The following is a 21,093-nucleotide window of genomic DNA, read 5'->3' as shown; positions in this document are numbered from 1 at the left end:
AATGCCAGCAGCCAAAGGATTGATTTGATGCCCACCGATAATAGGATCATGCCCGCCATTTTGGATCGTGAAATTTCTGGTGCGGATCAAGATGCATTTGGCCATAGGCATTTCGCTCAGGGCCTGCAAAGCCTTATCGAGTCAGAGCAATTAGCCCCTCCGTTTAGCATTGGTCTCCTTGGTGGATGGGGTACCGGCAAAAGCAGTATTAAGGAACTGTACACAAATCATCTGAAAAACGATGCTTCCAAACAAGGGGGGAAGCTTAGAAAGGATCGGTTCCATGGCATCACTTTCAACGCTTGGCGATTCGGTGGGCACGACCAGGACATCAAGCGTGCCCTGTTGCGTCATGTGTTCCTGGAGTTAGGCGGAAAAGAAGATCACCTACACGATAAGCTTTTTCGGCAGATCAGTGAGACAACCCAGAAACCGAAGGGATGGTTAACAGTTACTCTGGAGACGCTCAAGGCATGGGCGTTGCCGGTACCTGCTTTGATCGCAGCGATGTCCCTCTTATTTGGGGTTTGTTACCTAACCCTATTCGTTTTTAATGTTCAAAGTGAGTTTCTGAAAAGCATCGTCTTTTTGTGTGTAACGGCGGCTTACACCTACCTTCTAAAGCACATCAAACCACCTGCCGTTGCATCGTCGACGCCGATCACGCGAGTGGAGCTTCCTAACACTACGTCCGAACAATACGAAGACCTCCTTCTCGATCAAATCCGAAACTACAAGTCTGGTGAATGTAGATCTTTGGAGGGGCGTTCTGGAAAAGCCTGTGAAAGGTTGGTTGTTTTTGTTGACGATTTGGATCGCCTTTCAGCCGAGGAAATGGTCCTTGGTTTGGACGCTGTACGCACCTTCATGGAGATTCCTGCAAATCGGCTTCCGAAGGGCATTGGCTTAGTGTTTGTTATTTCCTGTGACGAAGCCAAAGTAGCTGATGCTCTTGCTCGGGGGCGAAGAAATAGTGACCTTCCTGGCTCGGTAGTGACTCACAACGACGCACGTAGATATCTGGATAGGATCTTCCAATTCCGCTTGGAGATTCCACCGCCCCCCCGTCATGACATGCGCGAATTCGCGCGTTTTCACTTGGCTAAGTTGACTAGCGTGACGGCAGATCTTGAGGCCCGTGGTTTCCAGCTTGCACCGATTATTGATCGTATGATTCATGTCAGCGTCCAGGATCCGAGAAACGCCCTTCAGATCGTGAATGCTTTCGCTCAAGCTTGGTGGATTGCTCGAAAGAGGGAAGCCGAAGGTCTAGGCACTAACAAGCCTGGAGGACTCCACGAAGGGGCTGTCACGTCGCATCCCATTTCACTTGGTGCACTTTGTGCGATGAAAGTAAGTTTTCCTGATTTTTATCGCGACCTTCAGGAAGATCCAGCATTTCTGCAGCGTTTTACTGATGTTGTCATCCGCGGGCTAAAGCTGGACGACCAGCCTCTGCAAACACAGGATCGCTTAAAGGAGCGCTATTACAAGCTCACTGATGGAGAGTTCACTCTTAAGGCAGAGCACCGGCCACTTCGGCAATTTATCGCAAGCCTCGTTGGTTTAAGGTGGCCACCCTCACTACAAAGCCTGCTTATACTTTCCGAGGACCACATCACTCGACGTTTGGGGCCGAAGATCGCCCCAATCTACGGTGACTTTATTTCCGGTAACACGCAGGGGGTTTTGGAAGGACTCGCCAGGCACAGCGATAACGCTCCTCTCCACGAAGACGAAGCCCGAGCGCTTTATCAGATGCTTGAAGACCTGCGACAGGAATTGCCTGAGCTCAGAGCTCGCGCTTCACGGGTAGTAGCAGACCTAGTGGAGCGCCTACCCGAGCCACCGGCCTACCAGCTCATCAGTATGCTTTGTCGTGAAATGGCGGACTCTCTGGATCTGCGCTCACAACTTGGGCTAGAAAAGATCGGCAAGATTCTGCGATCTGCCGTTTCCGACGACCAACGAGTTATTGCCTCTCGCCTTGTAGGCGATGTACTCGGCGGTAACGACGCCGTGAAGCTTCTGCGCGAGACGATGGAGCCCCCTAGTCTTGATGAAGCAATCGCTATGGTTCACATGGCAGTCCCTATGATTCTGACAGTGCGTGTAAGCATTGGACTAGAGCGTCGGGCTGACGAACAACTGCTTGGCTGGTTGCTCGATCGGAATATTTCGATCGGCACCAAACACGCCCAGCTGTCCTTCAACGAGCTGGAACAATGGCTGGAAAGCTATGGTGAGAAGTTAGTTGCAGACTTAGGCCTCGACTACATAAATGCGCTCGCGGACGAGCTTGAGAGAAGTCAGAATCCTCAATTTGATATGGCCTCTAGTATCTCTCGGGCCCGAGGTATTTTTGACCAGATGATGGCGCAAGGCGCCGAGTCACGAACGCTGCTATGGGCCCCGCTGGCACGATATGTATCTCTCTCTGAGGAGGTTGCCGTGCGTATGGCTTGGGAGGTCGCTCTAAGCAACCACCGATACGCTGATGATGAAGATGTTTGTCAGTTCGTGAGCGATTTCGTCGCGCGACTGTTGAGAGACTTCAACGATGAAAAGTCAACAATCAAACACGAAGTGGCAGCATCAATTTTGCTAGCGTTTGTCCGCGAACGGGTAGATGCCCTTGACGATGAGGCGGCAAAAGCAACCGCTGATTTGGCTGATCAATGGGGTAAAAGCGACGTGCTTCCTGAGCAGGCATGTGCGTTGCTTTCGGAACTACGAAAAAGTAATGAAGCGGACTTCATACGAGTGCTTGGCGGGTGGGTCCCTCAACTCTTCGTTAGCCTTCCCATCGAATGCGTGAAACTGATCGCGACTCAGTTTGAAACTTTGCCTGCACCGACTCAAACCGCGATAGGTAGTTCTCTTTCAACCTTTCTCACCAGTGTTGCTGTGACTGATCCTGCACTGGAAAGGTACAAAATATTCTCTCTTGCTACCCCTCAAGCGGCGTGGAAAGTCGGTCCGTTGCATGGCTATGTAAACAGCCTCCTTCCGCACTTGGTATCTCAGATCAGCGCCGAGACATACATTAGATCGATCTTAGAGCCGAGCACGCCCCTCATACAACATGCATCGCCGAGCATCCTAGGACCCAACCTGCAGCAACTTTTTGTTCAGGGTAAAAGCTATCCGAGTCTTTTTTCATGGCTGCACCACTGTCTTGCGGAGTGTTGGCCTTCGAAGTCAGACAGCCTCCCAGGCTACGACCCACAGGCCATTTTTGATGAAGCTGGCACGTTTGCAGTGACTTACTCCGCCGAGACAAAGCGGGGGGTTTTGCGTTCCATGCGCCATATGGTTGAGAGCGGCCTTGTTGGAAGTGAGGGGCGCGTAAAACTCATTGCCGCTGCGTGTTCGGCCTGGTCAGCCAATCCGAACTCCGCATTGGACACCTTCGAGAGGGGCTATTGCGAGCTTACCCCTGATCAAGCTGCCAACCTTGCTTCAAACATCTCATGGGATAAACCCGAGCACCTTGATGCACTACAAAAGGCTTGGACAGCCATTGCAGCCAATAAGAAACGCCCCGCACCTAGTGAGGTAATGGTGCGAATTCTTCAGCGAGGTCTACTTGGGAATACAGAACAGCCTGACTTGGCGGCCCGTATTTGGATTCAATCCCAGCAGGACAAAGGGCACGAGCTTATGGCAAATCTGCTAGCAAGCAACGCGCTGGAGGATACCCATAGACGGAGGTTATGGGCTTGCTCGATTGAGCAGGTCAAAGAGCTCGGCGCTCCGTTCTTCCTAGAGTTGATACCCAAAGTAAGCGCACTCGCCAACGCAGATGAGACGATCAAGGCAGTGTTTGACGACTTCAGCATCGTCATGACCGTACTGAACTCTAAAGATCTACAGGCTGAAATGGCGATGCGCTTGATGAAGCAGTTCTCAGGTGCCTCTACCAATTCAACAAAAGGGCGTATCGCCGAAATAAGTAACCAGCTTGTCAGCCAAGCAGCTTTAAAGAACTTCCAGCCAGAGTCACTTCACAAGGATGAGTACGAGATTTTGGCGGTGCATTTTGGCGCTCGCTCCATGAAAAAATTTGAAAAGCTGCTGGTCAGTGAGTGACGTGCATGGTCACCAATGAGTGCAATGTCTTGGCAGGGAGCTAATCGATCGCAATGACGAAAATACGCGATAAATACGACAGTGTTCGAGCGTCAAGAGACGGTCATGAGTTCCATGAGGCTTGGGTAGCACGAAAATGTTTGGGTTTGCTGCTGCCGAAAGACGATTTCATCGGCTTGGCGATCGAGGGTTTTTCTCCGGCTGACCAAAAAACTGCGGAAGACGCCGGAAACGAAATCGCAGACGCCGTTCTGTACTATGGGGATCGCTCCTCGTTTGAACACGCGAATCAGGTCGTGGTGGTTCAGGTCAAGTATTCGAAAGCTTCGGAGGACAAGCCATTTCGGGCGGCCGACGCAAAAAAAACGATTGAGAAATTTGCCAAGACATATCGGTCTCACAAGAGAAAACATGGCACCGAGCAGGCACGGGCAAAACTCCGTTTTGAATTGGTCACTAACCGTCCCATTTTGGCCGAACTGCACGATGCAGTAGCAGGAATAATTGCAGGAGCTGTATTGCGCGGCACGGTGAAAGACCAGGCAGACCAAATCCAGGCTGCTTGTAAGCTCCAAGGCAAGGATCTCGCTGAATTTGTTAGCCGCCTACATTTCACCGGTGTTAGAGGCGACTTGCGAGAAAGCAAGAATAGATTGGCGATAGCACTCGCGGACTGGTCTGCTGCCCGCGACCCTCTTGCGAGAGTTCGGCTCAATTCTATTCGAGAGCTTGCTCGGGATAAGGCCAACCTGGCAAACCAGAATCGGAATGTCATATCGCGCGCTGACGTCCTTACAGCCCTTGAGCTGCAAGATGAAAACGATCTATTGCCATGTCCAGCTTGCTTTCCAAACGTCGGCCCAGTCCTCGAACGAAGCCAACTGTCCGAGGTTGTAGCGAAAATTCCACTACTCGATAGTCCTCTGGTTATCCATGCGGACGGGGGAGTTGGCAAGACCGTCTTCATGAATTCGATCGCGAGCCGGCTTGCGAATGAGCATGAAATAGTACTCTTCGATTGTTTCGGCATGGGACAGTATCGTGCTCCCGGGGATGCAAGGCATCTGCCGAGAAAAGGCTTAGTTCATATCGTCAATGAGCTCGCGTGTCGCGGCCTGTGTGATCCGCTTTTGCCGGGTACGGACGATAGCGATGACCTGATTCGTGCCTTTCGGCTGAAAATAGGCCAAGCAGCAGAGACTGTCCGTCGAGTTATGAGTGATCGACAGCTGATCATCTTGCTCGACGCGATCGATAACGCCGGCGAACAGGCGAAAGACCGAGGCGAACCGTCTTTTCCAGAACTGCTGCTAGCGAGCATAAGTCACGGCGGTGCGCTCACGGGAGTACAACTAGTCGTTAGTTCGCGCAGTCATCGACGCGTGGCTGCGACCGGGGGCGCTGCATGCGAAGAGTTCGAGTTAAAACCGTTCACTATTCAAGAGACTGGCGAGTTTCTGCGCCAGCGTCTCGATGGGCACACTGAAGCCAGGATTCACGTTGCACAGTCCCGATCGCGAGGTAACGCTCGAGTTCTCGAACACTTGGTGTCGGATGGCGCCACTCTTCTCGCCCCATCCGAAATTGATAAAGTCATTCAACTTGATGACTTACTCCACAAGCGTATCGAAGACGCGCTAAAAGTGGCGCGAAAGCAGGGGTATCGAGACGCAGCCATCAACGCCTTCTTGGCCGGATTGGCAGCTTTGCCGCCTCCAGTCCCCTTGCGAGAATTTGCGGAAGCAAGCGGGCTGGACGAGGGGGCGGTCGCTAGCTTCGCCGCGGATTTGTCCCCGCTGCTTGAGCAGACGAAGCATGGACTTATGTTTCGTGATGAGCCGACAGAGACCCTAATTCGAGAACAATACTGTGCTGACAAGGAGACGCTAGGGGGCCTTGCTAGAAACCTTCTTGGCATGCAGGCAACTTCGATTTATGCCGCGATCACATTACCTGATCTGTTACAGCAATTAGAGGATGGCGAGAAACTGTTCGACCTTGCCTTTGACGAGAGGATCCCGGCAGCTATAAAGAGCGCCGTGAGTCGACAGTCCATCAGGCATGCGCGTTTGCGAGCTGCATCTGCATATGCGGCTGACAGGAATGAAGTAGATCGACTTGTACCTCTTCTTGTTGAGCTTTCGACACTTGCAGCGATGGATCAGCGTGGTACCAGCTACATTCTCGATAATCCTGATCTGACAGTCCTTTCCAGTGATGCAGACTCCGTACGGCGTCTTTTTGAGTTACGCACAAATTGGCCTGGTACACGCCATGCGAGGTTGGCAATTGCTTACGGCCTTGATGGTGATTTGGCAGATGCTTATCACCACTCTCAAAGGGTTATCGAGTGGAGGACCCACTGGCTTGATCAGCACCAGCAGCCTCAAAGAGAAAAGGCAGATCCGACCGCGTTGGACATGGCAGCTATTCCTTTCTGCCAGCTGGTCAAAGGGGAGACTGAGGTCGCCGCACGGGATATGTCGGGATGGATAGATTGGTTCGCATTCGATGTTGCTGAGTCATTGCTTTCCCTCTTACGTCTTGGTGCTCATGTCGGGACTGTCCAACAGGACTCAATTCGCGCTTTCCTTACATCAACGTTGTTGGGGCCTGGGGTGCTTGCAGCCTCTATCCCCTTTGTTGAAGAGGACGAATCCCTTCAGCAATTGCTGATTAGCAGACTCGCTCAAGCTTGTGGGACCGTGGAGAAGGTCCGGCTAGGTGAGAAACCGTACGGTTCAAATGAGCGACGGATAATCCGTGGATTGCTGAGATGCGCATCGATCGCCCTCGTGCAGGGCATGAAAGCTGAGGCCCGCACTATCCTATCCGCGTTGCAAATACCTGCACCTTCTTTACACGTTTATACGAGCAACTACTGGTCCGGAGAGATTCATTCATTTCTGGCAATGCAAGCGCTTCTCTGTGCGGCGTCTGATGAAGACGTCATAGAGCAGCACCTGCTACCCCAAGAACTGGCTGAGCTCGTCGTGAATCTTCCGGCCCAGCTCCAGGGGACGGATTTCAAAAAAGCAATGAAGTCAGAGCTCGAAAAGCAGTCTGTGGGGGGACAAACCAAAAACAGTGAAAAGAAGCAGATTACTGCCGACACAAAAAGCTCTGCCATGCGCTTCCTTTCAGACCAATTGGAGCACTGGTTACAAATTTCCATCGCATTTGCGGCGTGCTTCGATCAACGGAAGAAAACTGTAAGTAGATTGAGCCCGTTGCTTGATCTTTGGCCCGATCTTCTCAATCGTAAAGACTACCGATCAGGTGGGGTCGATGCACAGCGACAACGTTTTGAAGTATCGGAACGGCTTCTGACGCTGGCATTCGAAGCAGATCCGTCTCTGGATCAGGCAGAGGCCGTCAAATACCTAGAAGCAGTTGAGGCTCGTGGAATTACAAATGTCTCGCACGCCATCGAGATTGTCAGCGTGCTAGCGGTCCGACCTGCGCTTCAGATCTCAGCAGGCACAACTGCCATAAAAGTGAAAATGGCAATTGAGAAAGCCGATGACGTCAGTCAACGAGCGTCATTTTTTGCAGATCTGGCAAGAGCGATATCACCGGCCAGCCGGCACGAGTCGACGGACTACTTCCATCGCGGGCTAGAGCAAATGGATGCCGTCGGTTCTGGCGATTATAAGTTTGTGAACGAGTTGATGCAGTTTGCGAGTTCTCTGCAAGGAGAAGAGCTTTCCGACGAAGACAGTCATACGCTTTCCAACATCTGCGAGCTGAATCTTGGTGAGGAAAACAAGTTCAATTGGGGAATGTATGGCATGGCGATGGCCAAAGTTTCAGGGCTTAAGGGGCTTGCCAAGCTAGCGCGTTGGGAGGATCGCGGTAGGATCTCATTGGATTACACACTACTCCCCTATGCCAGAGCGTTGATCCACTGCGGGAAAATAGATCCCGCGATTGCGACAGCAATTCTCCGCATTTCCAGTCCAGCGGAGCTATGGGTCTGTGGTACAGAGCAGTTGGTCGAGTCGCTGGAAAGCCAGCAGGTACCTCATGCGGATGACTTGACGGAGGAGCTGATCACTCAATACAAACAAAACAATCCTAACGGATTTGGGCCAGCAGTACCGCGGGCATTGGCGCGTTTGGCGAAGGCCACCTTGGGCGATTCAAATAAGTATGACGACTTGTTCGCTGTGGCTGATCAAATTGAAGTATCTACACGCGAATTCAAGGATCTGAATAATTGGCGAACTTCACCGCCTGTTTCAGATATTCAGAGACGACAACAGGCACAGGACGCCGCCGAGTCGCTACTCACGTCACTTGTCATCAAATCTACCCCCGTAAATGAGCTTTCCCTCGCAAATGCAATGGAAGAGCTAAAAAGTCTGAATGGGTCGGGGTGGGGGCATCAGCGCGATTTTTTTGATCGATTACAGGTAAAGGTTCCATATGGCGAGTGGCCTCAATATATCACTTTGATCGCTCGCCAAGACCAATTGGTACTCCATGAGAAGCTTCGCATACTTAGTGCGTGCAAGGAGGCTTGGTCTAAGGCGTCGAATGCTGTTGCTATCACCCTAACCGGCTGCGCCAAGATCATCATTCGCCAGCACGTTTCGGACTTCGTTTCATTTGATTATTTATCCATCTCAGATATAGCCGAACTCTCAAAGCTTTCAGGATTAGATCGTCATTCAATTATCTTGGCTTTGATCAGGGAGTTCTGTCGGCCGAGTGCTGAAGTCTCTGCATCCGTTTGGTTAGCCCTTGCAACAGCCGTAAATACTATGGCTGCGAGTGGTGTAGGCCAGGCTGCGCTGCAGAGGCTATTAAATACTGGGGCAGCTAAACTTGCGTCTTCTGTAGTGGATGGACCTTGGCGATCTGCTCTTTACCCGCGAGGCAATCAAACGGAAGTCGCGGCAGGACTTATTTGGTTTGCGCTGGGTTCTGCTCAGGCTGAGAGGCGATGGATGGCGGCTCATAGCCTCAGAGTAGCCGTACGACTTAACCGACCGGAAATTTTGGACAAGGCCGTATTGAAATTTACTACGACCTGCGCAGATTCGTTTCAAGCACAGGAGTTACCATTCTTTCATCTACACGCAAAGCTTTGGCTACTGATAGCCTTGGCCAGAATTGCTCTCGATGAACCAAAAGCTGTCGCTAAACATCACGATTTTCTTGAGCGAATAGCTCTGAGCAGCGTAGACCCTCACGTGCTTTTCAAACACTTCGCAGCGGAAGCCCTACTCATCTGTGCCCGCGTCGGCCATCTAAATATTAGTCAAACAACGTTAAGCGCGCTTCAGCATGTCAACCAATCGCAATATTTACTACATGAGACAAAAAAGTATTTTAGTGGTTCTTTTTACAAATCCCGCCCAGAAGGCACGCTCAAACCACAAAAGGAGCTACATCTTGAATACGACTTTGGTAAGTGCGATGTCTCTAATTTAGGAGACGTATTCGGCAAAGAGTACTGGTTTACGGCAGATGCGATGAATGAATGGGTGAGAAAGCACGATGCTGAAATCACACACATGTCGGATCAAGGTGGTCGATCTGTATACCGTCGTGGTGGACATATGAACTTCTCTGCTGATCAGCATACCTATGGAGGGCAGTTATGTTGGCATGCCCTACATGGGGTAGCCGGTGAGTTTCTTGCCAAATATGCGGTATCTCGGCGGCCATATGATCAGGGTAACCCTTGGCATGAATGGCTGAGTCGGAGAGTTTTGACTCGTAAGGATGGACTCTGGTTGGCGGATGGAACGGATTGGCGGCCTACGGAAACACGAATTAATTTACGTGATGTAAGTAGAGATAGAGTGGGCATAACGGGAGAGCCTAGCAAGCTTCAATCCCTGCTGGGCATCGATATCGATGTGGGCGACTGGATGGTGGTTGATGGTGACTGGAAGTCAGTCGACGGAATTGACGTTCACATCAACTCTGCATTGGTCTCTGCCGAGGAGAGCTCAACAGTCTCATCCGATTTAGCTTCTCAGGACCCTTTTCAAGCCTATATCCCGCGTCTGGACGAATACGACGATAAGAATCCTGTAACCGAGCTAGCGCACCCTCCATTTGTACCTTGGGTCGTCAATACGAGCTCAGAAGCTGGCATTGATGAGACCGATCCATTCGGAGTAGTCGACGCTGCTGAGCGGAGAAAGCTGTCCAGTGGCGTGAATGCATTTGCACGAATCACTCCTCAAGACCCGTATGGGCGCAGTTGGGCCGACCCGTCTGGGTATGTTCTCATGCGTTGCGAGGCTTGGTGCCAAGAGGCCCAACGCAATGAAGGAGATCGCTCGAGCGGAACTCGCATGCTATGCCGGTCCGACTTAATTCGAAACTACCTTGCCGCGAATAACGCGCATCTAGTCCTCTTGATAGTCCTGCGCCAGTATGAGCCAGGATTCGGCGATCGCTCTTCGCAGTTCAAGCACACCACGGCCGTTGTGCGGGTAACAGAGTCCTTAGACTTTACATATCATCGCGGTCGAACGAATGAATTACACGAGAATGATTAATGTGAAATCAACATATAGACTCTGGGCACCATTTTATCGATGCGCGCTTAATAGCCCTCATATAAGCTGCCTCTGAACCTTACCTTTAATGTGGCGTTAGCAACCACCGAAACGGAGATTTTCATGTCCAAACTCGCAGAATTTCGTCAGCTTGAAAAACACCTGGCTGAGCAGTTGCAAGGTAAGCGTCCGCCCAACACACCTTGCGTGATTAAACGGGCACTGCCGTTTACAGCAATATGGGACCCGAGGACTCGGAGCAGCTTTTAGCTCGGGTTGTCAGCGAGCTTCAGAGCCTGAAGTAGCATCTCATCACACCCTGTACCATATGCTTTGCCACCGGGTTTATTACTGCTCAGTCTGCTGCGACTTACTGTACTGAACGCCCTCCCCCTGCACGACTGCGTCTCCCCCTTGTGGACATGAACGCAAGAAGACCATTCACACAGCACAGCCCCCCAAGGAAAGTCCTGCAACATGGCTCGCATCTTCGTAAAAACCTCTAATTGCGACCAAGACAATTAATACCTCATAGAGGGGATAGCAACTGCTTCGGTCAGCTTGGAGCTTCACTTCGATGAGATCGTGAGCACTCAATCTCGCTTGGAACGCAAGCAAGAGCTCACTCAAATCATTCAGAGTGAACTATCGCGGTTCAAATGGCTGATTTCCGGCGGCGTTCAGATCGAGTTCGCGTGGTACCTCAGTAGCATTAAACGCCAAGAGACGGACAAGGCGGGGGATATTGACAACATCACCAAGCCAATTCTTGACGCACTCACTGGGCCTGACGGGATACTGATCGATGATTCTCAAATCGGGTCGGTGCAGACTTTCTGGATGTCTCGCAACGAACAGCTGTCCTACAACGTCCTGAGGCTGAATATTCAGTTCTCTAGCGAGGACAACATACTATCCAGGTGCTTGGCCGGTCTAAATAGTCAACATCAAAAAAGAGGCAGCATGCCTCACTCCACCTCTTGTAGATATAATACGCCCCCTAAATAGTATCGACCAAAAATTAAAGTTACCGCGGTGCGTTTAAAGGTGCGTTTAAATTAGCCGCATGCGAATCGGCTCTATGATGGCAAATAGGACATTCACTACCAGATGCCTGACCCCGAATAACAAATTTCGAAATATCTAGAGACTCTCTTACCAGAACACTTATGATGTGCAGATACTCCAGCCGCAGCGACTCATAACTCAAAGTGACCCGAGCCAAATCATTTTCAATCTTCAAAATCCGCTCCTTCAAATTTGAAACATGCGCATTTTTATCCATGCTGCGCTTTGACACATACAGAACAGAAAGAACCTCATCAAGTTTCACCTGATGTTTCCTTACAGTCTCTCTAGACACTCCTGAAAATGCCGCCAATTCCTTCTGACTATATATATACTCATTCCCACGCCCAGCATACTCAGAGTGCAACGCTCTTAACGATTGAGCAAGATAGTCAATCAGGACATCTCCTCTACGCTGCATCTTTACCCCCTAACGTGTTTTTTTATTGCGCGACTTTAACAATCGAGCAGTGCTTTTTGCCACTCGACTGTAATGACTTTCTTGGTGCCCCCCTTCGCCACCGCTCGCGAGAATATGCCCTCGAATAGTATTTGCGTCGTCGTGAATTTGCTTTAACTCAATAAATTGTCGATCGTCATCAACGTCGATCACCAAACTTTCACAGCAGTCACCCTGATCATTTATTGACAAGCAGGAAAGACTGTGCCTGCAGGTTTTCAGTGCCAAGTCCAAAGTACATCCTCCATGCGGCATAGGGTTAACTATCCGCACAGCCGCCTTTAGATACTCTTCTGCTGTCTGACGATCCGTTCCTATCAAAATATTGTAAGTTTCTTGAACTTTGCCTATAGCTTTATCTTGGCGAATGCTCATCATCAACTCCTGGACAACCTTATTTCTGTCAATAGCCAGAGTTTGATCGTAGACCCGCGCCTGCGATATATCCTTTCTGGCCATAAGTGCGTTTACTTGCACGTCGGTCAACCCGCCCTGCTTGTAAATGGTGTGTAACCAATGTCGAATATCATGCCACTTGAACTTAGCCACATCACCAGTCCTAGGATCAATTATATTATACTTGGCAAAGACTGAGTTCAAACCCTTGCCTGCCTCGGCCAGCCAATGTGAGAAACTACCTTTGGATATCATCGCATAATGATCCAAGTCCACTTTAAAGGAACTACTTAAGAAAAAACGCGGAAGAACCATCAGTGCATCTTCAACTTCCAATACGGTATTTCCAGAATCTCGGATAACCGGCTGCATTACTTTCTGGAATTCCCTCTCCAACTCAATATCATATACGAATGATTCGGGGATCTTCGCTAATTGTCGCAGCATAGCCTCATCAAGAACTTTAGCTACAACATCAATCGCTTCTCTATTTTGTGCAAATTTTGCCCGATAGTACTGCTCCATTCGGGACAATGACAATGAATGAGGATGCCTTAACAATATTGTTTTCCAATTTGGCGTGTCAGGCGTCACAGGAAAAAGGCGCCAGTTCGAATCCCACGAATAGTAGCTCCCTTCACCTAGCGCTTCCTGTCTCTGAATCTGTTTTTTGAAATGCCGCACTGTTATGCCTAAAAAATTTGCCCCCTCTTTTATCCCGAAGCGTTGTTGTATTCCGATACAATCTACAAATTGGCCATTGGTTTTTACCCAAACTGCCTGCGGCGTATATATGCTGTGCTCACTGGTCCACTCATAGCAAAACTTACGGGCATAATATTCGGTAGCCTCGCGAGATCTCCAAACTCTATACCAATCAATACTTGGATTTTCTCGCTCTGCCCGCGCTATGCGTCGCCCCTCCGATGTGAGGCTTTTCAGATAATCAACTGCGGCCTCTACTGCGGGAAACAAATCTTGAGGAAATACCCTTAATGTATGATTCCCCCCCTTCTCTGGGTATAGCCTGATGACCCAGACCCCTTCGACGTTGATGAGACAATCGACCGGTAAGGTTGCCAATTCGTTAATGCGTCCCCCAACAGCCGCATTAAGAACAATTGCATTAATAAAAAATCGATCTCTGGTAAAAAGCGTTTCGTTCGAGGCCAGGTGAAAAAAATCCCTCATGACTTCAATGGGTATTAGCTTAGCCTGTCGTCCTTCTTCGGTCCCGTCACGACCATGCTCTGCCGCATCTCCTGCAAGAGGCTTATAGTTAATTCTAAGACCTAAATTTATTCTCAACCAATTGCCAAAATGAGAAAATCTGTTTTTAACAATAATACTGCTTGTTCCCGCCGCGTTTTCAAAGTCAAGATTATTTAGCTGCTTAACGCCTTTATTGCCCACCAACTGATCTAGCTTTTTTATCACAGAGAGATATCCAGCAGCACTCATATCACCAATATTAGATGCCCACCTTTTGTTTGTGATAAATACTTTGGCCACTGCCCTGAGCCCAACGTTATTTATGGATAAATAGTTAATATGTGAAACTCGTGCATTTCCCGGTCGTGTTTTCCACCGCACGACATTCCACTTATCAGAAAAAAAGTCAATATCATCATCCAATACGGTCATCCAACGAATACACTTCTCGTGCAACTCCGAAGGTAGGCCGATCTCATCTAACCTCGTCGAAAAGTCCAAATTATTTACCTTCCTCTATCGTTGTGATAACATCCATAATTGATTGATATACACGTTCTAACTCTTTAAGCACCTTGCTACGCTCATTGCCATGAACTGCAACGTTCCATTTCTCTAACATTGATTCGACATAGTGCAATGAGCGGTGATGATCCGCATCGCTCCAAGCAATAAAAAATGGGCATCCGTTATAACAATTAAAAAATGGGTGTTTGCCGCAGGTACCATTACTCCCGCAGCTCCCCACTACTGCAGGTTTCTCAATTACTGGGATTAGTATGGGCTTGCCAGGGAGATTGGACGCCACCTTTCCAGCGAAAAATGCAGAGGTGAGTTCCGAAAAGACTCCGCCGAGCTTCCTCCCTACACGATCCAAAAGCGGGCAAAAATCTGATGCTAAGCAATCAATATATGCATCGACAGCAAAGAGACTCTTGTGCTCCAATACATACCTTATTTCCTCACTAGTACATCCCTGCATGGCCATCTGAGTAGCTCCGCTATGACGAATACGGTAGGGTGTTAGAAGCAACAACTCGTTTGTCCTCGGACTTATGACCTTCATTTTTTTACACCAGTTTTTAATCATGGTGTTAAAATTTGATTTAGCTCCAGGTTTGGATGTTACAATAAGTCGACCTTTCTGCGTTTGCGCCTCACTTACACCTATGCGACTCGAGTACCTTATTATCTCATCGGCCAATTCTGGGGTGATGGGCCATAGCTCGCTAGGCTGTCCAGAGTTATATTTTATTTTTGGGATTCGCAAAAAAAACTCTTTTTCCCCAGATATAACTTGGGGTGACCAAAGAGCATCAGATTTCATTCCTGCTAGTTGCGCTGGTCGCTTTAATGTTTCGAAGGAGATCCATACAAACAATCTTGCGACATTAGCGTCCCAGGACTCTTCTCCCCTCTCAAGCATTGCCCGGCGCACCAACTCCTGCTCTGCAGTAGTCAACGCTCCACGCTTTTGGTCCCACTCCAATATGACCCTCGTTGCTGCGGACCCCACAACTAACTGCTGAAGCTCAGATGCATAAATTTCGTCAGCACCGGCCATTTCATTATCAGAGCAATAGGTGTACAACCTCCTAAAATAAGTTTTTTCGGATTTTGTAGCGGTTGCAAAAATCTCAAAAAGCTCATTCCATGACAGTGAAGAAAAGTTAATCCAGTCTTTGACCCAGATTGAGGCTAACATTTTAAGAGCCGATTTCACTTCGTTAATTATTGCTGGAGTGTGGTCCTCGAGCTTCTCGCAAACATACTTGTGAGCAGCAACAACCACTTCCGGGGAAAAAATATAATTAGAGAAATCTATCCAATACCTACTTCCCCGCCAAAAGCTTTCTACCCGTGGTCCAGTGACATCAATGAGAAAACATGTAGAAGGATCCGCATAACACTTCGTAAAAACGCGGTTATTATTGTCTACATATCGGCCCTGCTCATTAACTTCCATCTGCCACCCTCCTCTTATTATTCTCATTAAGTTTCCGACGCGTAGAGTCCCTCACTGCCCTATTTGCGTAAAGCAGTAATGACGCTTCGCTACTCCACCCCCCCATGTATATAATACTATCAATTGCCGCGTCCCGATTTGGAGATACTTGGGCCGCAGCGTATAAGCGATTGAACTTCGAGTGACGTAGAAGATGCCAGCGAAACGTTACCCCCGACTTGACTTGAATGGTATTCGCGATACGACTAGCGGAAGAGCAAGACATGGGCCTGGCTCCACCAGTTGGGCCATGCGCAATAAACAAAAAATCATGATCCAAAAAATTTGTAACTTTCATGCCCCCCATGACGTTTTTCTCCACCACTCTATATTTACTGATATATTCTTCAAGCAGTGCAACCAGATCGTCATCCTCCGGCTGAATATACAAATATCTACCTAAAGTTTTTACTTTAGGATGATAGGGGGCTCTAGGATCTGGGCGTGAAGTTCTTTTGTCTAGATGAACAATTTCAATGTACGGGTCGCTGCCCGACAAATCTAGATCATCTAACCTTAGCGCCAGGACTTCCCCTATCCTAAGACCAAAAGCTTTTACTAAACGCCATAATAAATAGTTTCTATGGCAAATATTTTTATTACCTATTGCCTTGTCTAACTTATCTTTGAGGAGACTCTGAATGGAGGCCAACTCATCATCGCTCAAATCTAAAGCGACTTCTCCGCCACTACCTCCTTTGGTCGCCCTCTTCCAAAAATAACGCTGAGCCTTAACCAACTCCATCAACTCAACATCTGCCTTAATCAACTCATCATTCGCTACATAGTTGAAAACAAACCATATCACGAAAGATTTGCAACTCTGCATTACTTTTCGATTATAGGGACTAACCGCATTTGAGTCCCCATCAATGATCTCATTGAGCCAATCCGCAAAACCTTTAATCTGCTTATAACGAAGCCCAAACCCCTTGAGCAAGTACATTTCTAAATCGATGTTTTTGTAACTAGCCCATGTGTATAAATAAGCAACATGGTGAAGAACAGTGAATATACTCCCCTTATTCCTAGCGGCCCCTATCGCATATGATGTTTCATAGATTGAGACTGCCAATGAAGGAGTTAACGTCTTGCAGTTGACTAACAAGCATCTACCTAGCCCGCCTGCCTGAAACTTCACCAATTTGTACAGCAAGGCCGCCCGTAACTCTGGGTTATGCTTGATAGGCTTCATATTACACCCGCCGATTTCGCGGTACGGGTGTTCACCGATCTCCAGCCAGACTGCAGCACGAACCGTATCTCATGAGTATTTGGAGTGCCAATTGAAGGGGGCGCGGCCGCTGTGAGATCACACGGCGTGTCGGTAGAATTAAAAGCCCACACGACTTTAGACGCTAGGCCTCTTTGGCGATCAGGGCAAATATAAGAAGGATGGTATGAGTATTTTATAAGCATGCGCGCGACCCCGACGTTTTGGAAAACGTTCGTGGGTACAGATGCGCGTCAGCGGACTCCGTCTGGCGGTCGCTATCCATGATCCCGAAGCATTACGATGATGCCCCGTATTCACCTTAGTCCTCACTCAACAGATCGGCCACACCTAAATCCATCTGTTTTTGTGAGGTTAACTAGGCACCTTCAGTTCCACTAAATCATGGATAAAGCCGAAGCTGACCGTCATGACAAAATGCTCGAACTGGCCGAATTGCTGGCTGAAGTGTTGCAAAAAGCCGTTCCGTCCCTGACCGAGCAGCAAGTGGAAGAAGCCGGGATCTACATGGCGAAGAATCGCGATGTGTTCGCCAAGGCGTTCAAGAGCCAGCCGGATGCGTTGTCCGAGCTGCTGAGCGCGCCTGTTGAAGTCGCAGAACAGGTTGAAGTGGCAGAAACAGCTGAGCCGACCAAGCCAGCCAAAGCCGCTAAAACGCCGAAGTAAGCAACAGCCGAATTGAACAGGCCCTGAGTCGAATGACTCAGGGCCTTTTTCATGCCTGCGAAAAACGCGGCTCAAACCGTTCGCGGCGTTCGCTCGTCTGCAGCTGTCGAGCTTCCACGTACTGACGCACCCCATGGCGACTGCGGAGAAAGTCCCTGGATGACGTAGAGATACGTTTCTTGCGCAGCGTAGTCGAGCACGCTGATCAAACCGCCGACATAGCTACCGTTGTAAAGGAAACCATCAAAGTTATAGGTCACCGTGAAGGTGATCTGTGCCTCGGCACTTTTGCCCGAGGCCTCGATGATCGTGCCCGCCAACGTTGCTGGCGATACGGTGCTTCCCTCGTACGGGATCGGATCCTGGTAGAAATCCGGTAGCGCCAATGCGCCCGTCACCGAATCGGTGTCGAACGTCAACGTGCCGCTCTGCCAAACCTGCAACCCGTTCGGGTTGGCGCTCGCGTCAAACAGGCTGACGGAGAAGGTGTAAGAAGTGCTCATGATTTCACCCATGGCCGTTCAACGACGTTCAACAGGTAGACCTCTTCACTGTCAGGCGTCAGTGAAAACAGGTAGCCATTGTTGAGGAAGTCCTCGTGATCGCTGACATCGATGGGCCAACCGGGGTACTGATTACCGTCGGCGTCCAGCACCCACATGAACTTGACGTTGTAGTCTGTCGGGGTGGCCGATTTGTAGACACCGCCGGCGACCTGCGTCCCGTCGTCAAACCGCGCCCATGCCATGACGACCGGCGAGCCAACACTGATTTCGTCGGGCACCGGGGTATTGCCCTGCATGATCAGCGTCCACGCCTCTTTACCGCCGGCAGGCAGCATCATTCGCGCAACGTATTGCGGCGTCGGCGATCCTGCTGCTTGACCCGTAACGGCGCCCTGACCAACGCCCGTGCCCTGCGCGACATTGAGGGTATAACCAAACGTGTTTTCACCGGGTTGCTGCACCGGGCCGGTGATGGTGCAGATCAGGCCATTTTGCTGGGCGACCTCCACGTAGGGGTCCCAGGAACCGGGCGTCGATCCCGAATTGATAACGCAGTTGATGGCCGGGTTTTCAGACTGGTAGAGGGTGAAGAAGACGTTGCCGTCGTTGTCCCATAAACCGGTGCTCACCGGACCTGCGGTGCCGGGGGTGAAAATAGTGATCTGCCCGCCGTAATTGGCGCCGTTATCGTCGCTGACAAACGACACGCCAATATCAAGGCTGGAGTTGATCGTGAAATTGCAGGTGAGAGAAGAACTGGAAGACATGATTCGCTCCTTGAAATCACGAAAAAGCAGTGCGCCAGTCATGATTGCCCCAGACGCTGGCAGGCCCTCATCAACCGGGCGGGTGGCGTTGCGCCATCCCGCTTGCAGCGTAGTCAGGTCTTTAGAATTTGCCAGCGAAGTGAAGGGCGCGGCGAGCCTTTACCGGTACAAGACTTTCTCCGCCAACTCGTCTGCCACCCGGGCGGGGGAACGTTTCTCAGCCTGGGCATGGGCGAACACTTCGGTCAGCCGTGAGCTGATTTTCGACAAGTGTGCGGTGATGGTCGTCAGCTCTTCGCCACGGTGTTTGAGCGACACGTAGATCAGCCCGCCGGCATTGATCACATAATCCGGCGCATAAAGAATGCCTCGCCGTTCCAGTTGATCCGCGACATCCAGATGAGTCAGTTGGTTATTCGCCGAACCGGCCACCGCCGAACATCGCAGTTGCGTGACGGTATTGCTGTTGAGCACACCGCCGAGGCCGCACGGCGCGAGAATGTCGCAAGGCGTGCTGAGCAACGCCTCGTTGGCAATCGGGTGAGCGCCGAGTTGCTCCATCGCCAGTTGCACTTTGCCGTGATCGATGTCGCTGACCAGCAGTTCGGCACCGGCAGCGTGTAACTGCTCGGCCAAGGCATAACCGACATTGCCCAGGCCTTGGATGGCCACGCGCAGGCCTTCGAGGTTGTCGCTGCCCAGGCGGGCCATGGCGGTGGCACGAATGCCGGTGAATACGCCCATCGCCGCGTGAGGCGCCGGATCGCCCGCCGAAGTGGTGCTGGTGACGTGCTGGGTCTGTTGGGCGATGCAATCCATGTCCGCCACTGAGGTGCCGCTGTCGATGGCCGTGATGTAGCGCCCGTCGAGCTGATTGATGCAGCGCCCGAACGCTTCGAACAACGCGGCGCGGTTTTCCACATGGACCGGTCGAACAATCACCGCCACGCCGCCACCCTGAGCCAGGCCGGCCAGTGCCGCCTTGTAACTCATGCCTTGAGCCAGACGAATGGCATCCTCGACCGCGGACTCGTCGCTTGGATAGGCAAGGTAACGACACCCGCCCAGGGCAGGCCCCAGACGGCTGTTATGAATAGCAATGACCGCCTTCAACCCGGTGACCGAGTCGACGCTCAGATGCAGCGATTCAAGGCGAGTGCTTTGCATGAGAGCGAACATCGTAAGGGCTCCCGAATCACTTCTTGTAGTCGCCAGTATAGGCTTGCGCCCAAAATTTGCAGAAGCGCACCGGAATAAGCGGCGCCGCCATTCAGGCTTTCGGACATAACCTGCGCGGCACTGGACGAATGCCGCAGGGGAGGCTAAAACGAGGCATGTCCCGGAGATTTTGATGACGCCCCGCCAACGCTTTTTCGACTGTCTGCAACGATCACCGCCCGCGCTGTTCGAAGCGGCGCTGTGGATTGCCGTCGAGCACGATAAAGAGGTGGATCCGCAGGCGGTACTGGCAAATTTCAAGGACCTGCAACAGCGCGTCAGTTACGGCTTGCCGATGTTGCCGGTGAGCGAGCTGGCCCAGCCGCTGTTGCGACGCCTGAATGATCTGGGATACGCCCAGGACGATTTCACGCCATTGCGACCGCAAGTGGCCTTGCTCGACAAAGTGCTGGAGCGCCGACGTGGCCAGCCATTGGCCCTGGGCCTGATTGCGCTGGAACTGGCCAGAGGCCTGGAAATTCCCTTGGTCGGGGTCAACTTCCCTGGGCATTTCCTGCTGCGGGTTCCGGGGGCCGATCACCTGCTGGACCCTTGCGGCGGTCGACGGTTGTACCCCAACGATTGCCGGGAACTGCTGCAACGCCAGTACGGCCCGAACATGAAACTCAGCGCCGAACATTTGCTGACGGCCGAGCCGGTGCAAATGCTCCAGCGGTTGTCACGCAACCTGCGCCAGTTGCACCTTTCCCACGATGACTACATTGGCGCGTTGATCGACGCCGAACGCGTGCTGGAACTGGGCAACGCCAGCGCCTCCGATTACCTGGCCCGGGCCAGCCTTTACCAGCGGCTGGACTGCCCGAACGCCGAGCGTTTCGATCTGGAGCATGCGCTGCTGCTCAGCGACGACCCGATCCAGCGGATCCGCCTGACCGAACGACTCGGCCACCTGCCCCCCAACTCAATCGTCCACTGAACCTGCAGGCG

General features: G+C 51.0%; 11 protein-coding genes and 1 pseudogene. 5 read left to right on the top strand and 7 right to left on the bottom strand.

The features are described 5' to 3' along the window. Positions 1-27: 27 nt before the first annotated feature. From KGA97_RS08835 to KGA97_RS29560, 3 genes are all read left to right on the top strand, one after another. On the top strand, positions 28-4,092 hold the full coding sequence (locus KGA97_RS08835; RefSeq protein ID WP_223480604.1) for a P-loop NTPase fold protein: 4,065 nt from the start codon (positions 28-30) through the stop codon (positions 4,090-4,092). Positions 4,093-4,232: 140 nt separating this feature from the next. Beyond that, positions 4,233-10,613: an NACHT domain-containing protein gene (locus KGA97_RS08830; RefSeq protein WP_223480603.1), complete on the top strand. Its 6,381-nt coding sequence runs from the start codon at positions 4,233-4,235 to the stop codon at positions 10,611-10,613. A 585-nt stretch (positions 10,614-11,198) separates the two neighbouring features. After that, positions 11,199-11,621, top strand: coding sequence for a RusA family crossover junction endodeoxyribonuclease (locus KGA97_RS29560; protein WP_223480602.1), 423 nt, complete (start codon positions 11,199-11,201; stop codon positions 11,619-11,621). Positions 11,622-11,640: 19 nt separating this feature from the next. On the opposite strand, the gene KGA97_RS08820 is transcribed toward KGA97_RS29560, so the two are convergent. The 4 genes from KGA97_RS08820 to KGA97_RS08805 form a co-directional block, all read right to left on the bottom strand. Further along, on the bottom strand, positions 11,641-11,946 hold the full coding sequence (locus tag KGA97_RS08820; protein WP_223480601.1) for a hypothetical protein: 306 nt from the start codon (positions 11,944-11,946) through the stop codon (positions 11,641-11,643). A 165-nt stretch (positions 11,947-12,111) separates the two neighbouring features. Continuing rightward, entirely contained in the window at positions 12,112-14,181 is a 2,070-nt protein-coding gene (locus tag KGA97_RS08815) for a hypothetical protein (RefSeq protein WP_223480600.1), read from the bottom strand. Positions 14,182-14,251: 70 nt separating this feature from the next. Continuing rightward, positions 14,252-15,715 (bottom strand): hypothetical protein, encoded by a 1,464-nt coding sequence (locus KGA97_RS08810; protein WP_223480599.1) that lies wholly within the window; start codon positions 15,713-15,715, stop codon positions 14,252-14,254. Continuing rightward, entirely contained in the window at positions 15,705-16,700 is a 996-nt protein-coding gene (locus KGA97_RS08805; protein WP_223480598.1) for a tyrosine-type recombinase/integrase, read from the bottom strand. Before KGA97_RS08805 ends, KGA97_RS08810 begins: the two co-directional genes overlap by 11 nt. 672 nt (positions 16,701-17,372) lie before the next feature. Between KGA97_RS08805 and KGA97_RS08800 the strand changes: the two are divergent. Beyond that, positions 17,373-17,561 (top strand): annotated as a pseudogene (locus KGA97_RS08800) (YebG family protein); the annotation flags it as partial. A gap of 164 nt (positions 17,562-17,725) precedes the next feature. Here the strand turns inward: KGA97_RS08800 and KGA97_RS08795 are convergent. The 3 genes from KGA97_RS08795 to KGA97_RS08785 all read right to left on the bottom strand — a co-directional run bounded on the left by KGA97_RS08795 (position 17,726) and on the right by KGA97_RS08785 (position 20,106). After that, positions 17,726-18,157, bottom strand: a complete 432-nt coding sequence (locus KGA97_RS08795; protein ID WP_008041821.1) for a hypothetical protein — start codon at positions 18,155-18,157, stop codon at positions 17,726-17,728. Continuing rightward, the gene (locus KGA97_RS08790) at positions 18,154-18,969 is read right to left on the bottom strand and encodes a hypothetical protein (protein ID WP_223480597.1); all 816 of its coding nucleotides are present in this window, start codon (positions 18,967-18,969) and stop codon (positions 18,154-18,156) included. Before KGA97_RS08790 ends, KGA97_RS08795 begins: the two co-directional genes overlap by 4 nt. A gap of 117 nt (positions 18,970-19,086) precedes the next feature. Beyond that, positions 19,087-20,106, bottom strand: coding sequence for a Glu/Leu/Phe/Val dehydrogenase family protein (locus KGA97_RS08785; protein WP_008025318.1), 1,020 nt, complete (start codon positions 20,104-20,106; stop codon positions 19,087-19,089). A gap of 172 nt (positions 20,107-20,278) precedes the next feature. Here KGA97_RS08785 and KGA97_RS08780 point away from each other — a divergent pair, with 172 nt between their 5' ends. Continuing rightward, entirely contained in the window at positions 20,279-21,082 is an 804-nt protein-coding gene (locus KGA97_RS08780) for a SirB1 family protein (protein WP_008025317.1), read from the top strand. Positions 21,083-21,093 lie beyond the last annotated feature (11 nt).

Origin of the sequence: Pseudomonas sp. BF-B-15 (genome assembly GCF_019946675.1) — a bacterium.
In the GTDB taxonomy this organism is placed as follows: domain Bacteria; phylum Pseudomonadota; class Gammaproteobacteria; order Pseudomonadales; family Pseudomonadaceae; genus Aquipseudomonas; species Aquipseudomonas migulae.
The sequence above is the reverse complement of the archived record's forward strand: the minus strand, read 5'-3'. Positions and strand labels throughout refer to the sequence as shown.

Bases quoted from the DNA above. Each gene is read 5' to 3' on its own strand.
- KGA97_RS08815 (WP_223480600.1), bottom strand. From the start codon at position 14,181: ATGACCGTATTGGATGATGATATTGACTTTTTTTCTGATAAGTGGAAT.
- KGA97_RS08810 (WP_223480599.1), bottom strand. From the start codon at position 15,715: ATGGAAGTTAATGAGCAGGGCCGATATGTAGACAATAATAACCGCGTT.
- KGA97_RS08805 (WP_223480598.1), bottom strand. From the start codon at position 16,700: ATGTACTTGCTCAAGGGGTTTGGGCTTCGTTATAAGCAGATTAAAGGT.
- KGA97_RS08785 (WP_008025318.1), bottom strand. From the start codon at position 20,106: ATGTTCGCTCTCATGCAAAGCACTCGCCTTGAATCGCTGCATCTGAGC.
- KGA97_RS08780 (WP_008025317.1), top strand. From the start codon at position 20,279: ATGACGCCCCGCCAACGCTTTTTCGACTGTCTGCAACGATCACCGCCC.
- KGA97_RS08790 (WP_223480597.1), bottom strand. From the start codon at position 18,969: ATGACTGGCGCACTGCTTTTTCGTGATTTCAAGGAGCGAATCATGTCT.
- KGA97_RS08835 (WP_223480604.1), top strand. From the start codon at position 28: ATGCCCACCGATAATAGGATCATGCCCGCCATTTTGGATCGTGAAATT.
- KGA97_RS08795 (WP_008041821.1), bottom strand. From the start codon at position 18,157: ATGAGCACTTCTTACACCTTCTCCGTCAGCCTGTTTGACGCGAGCGCC.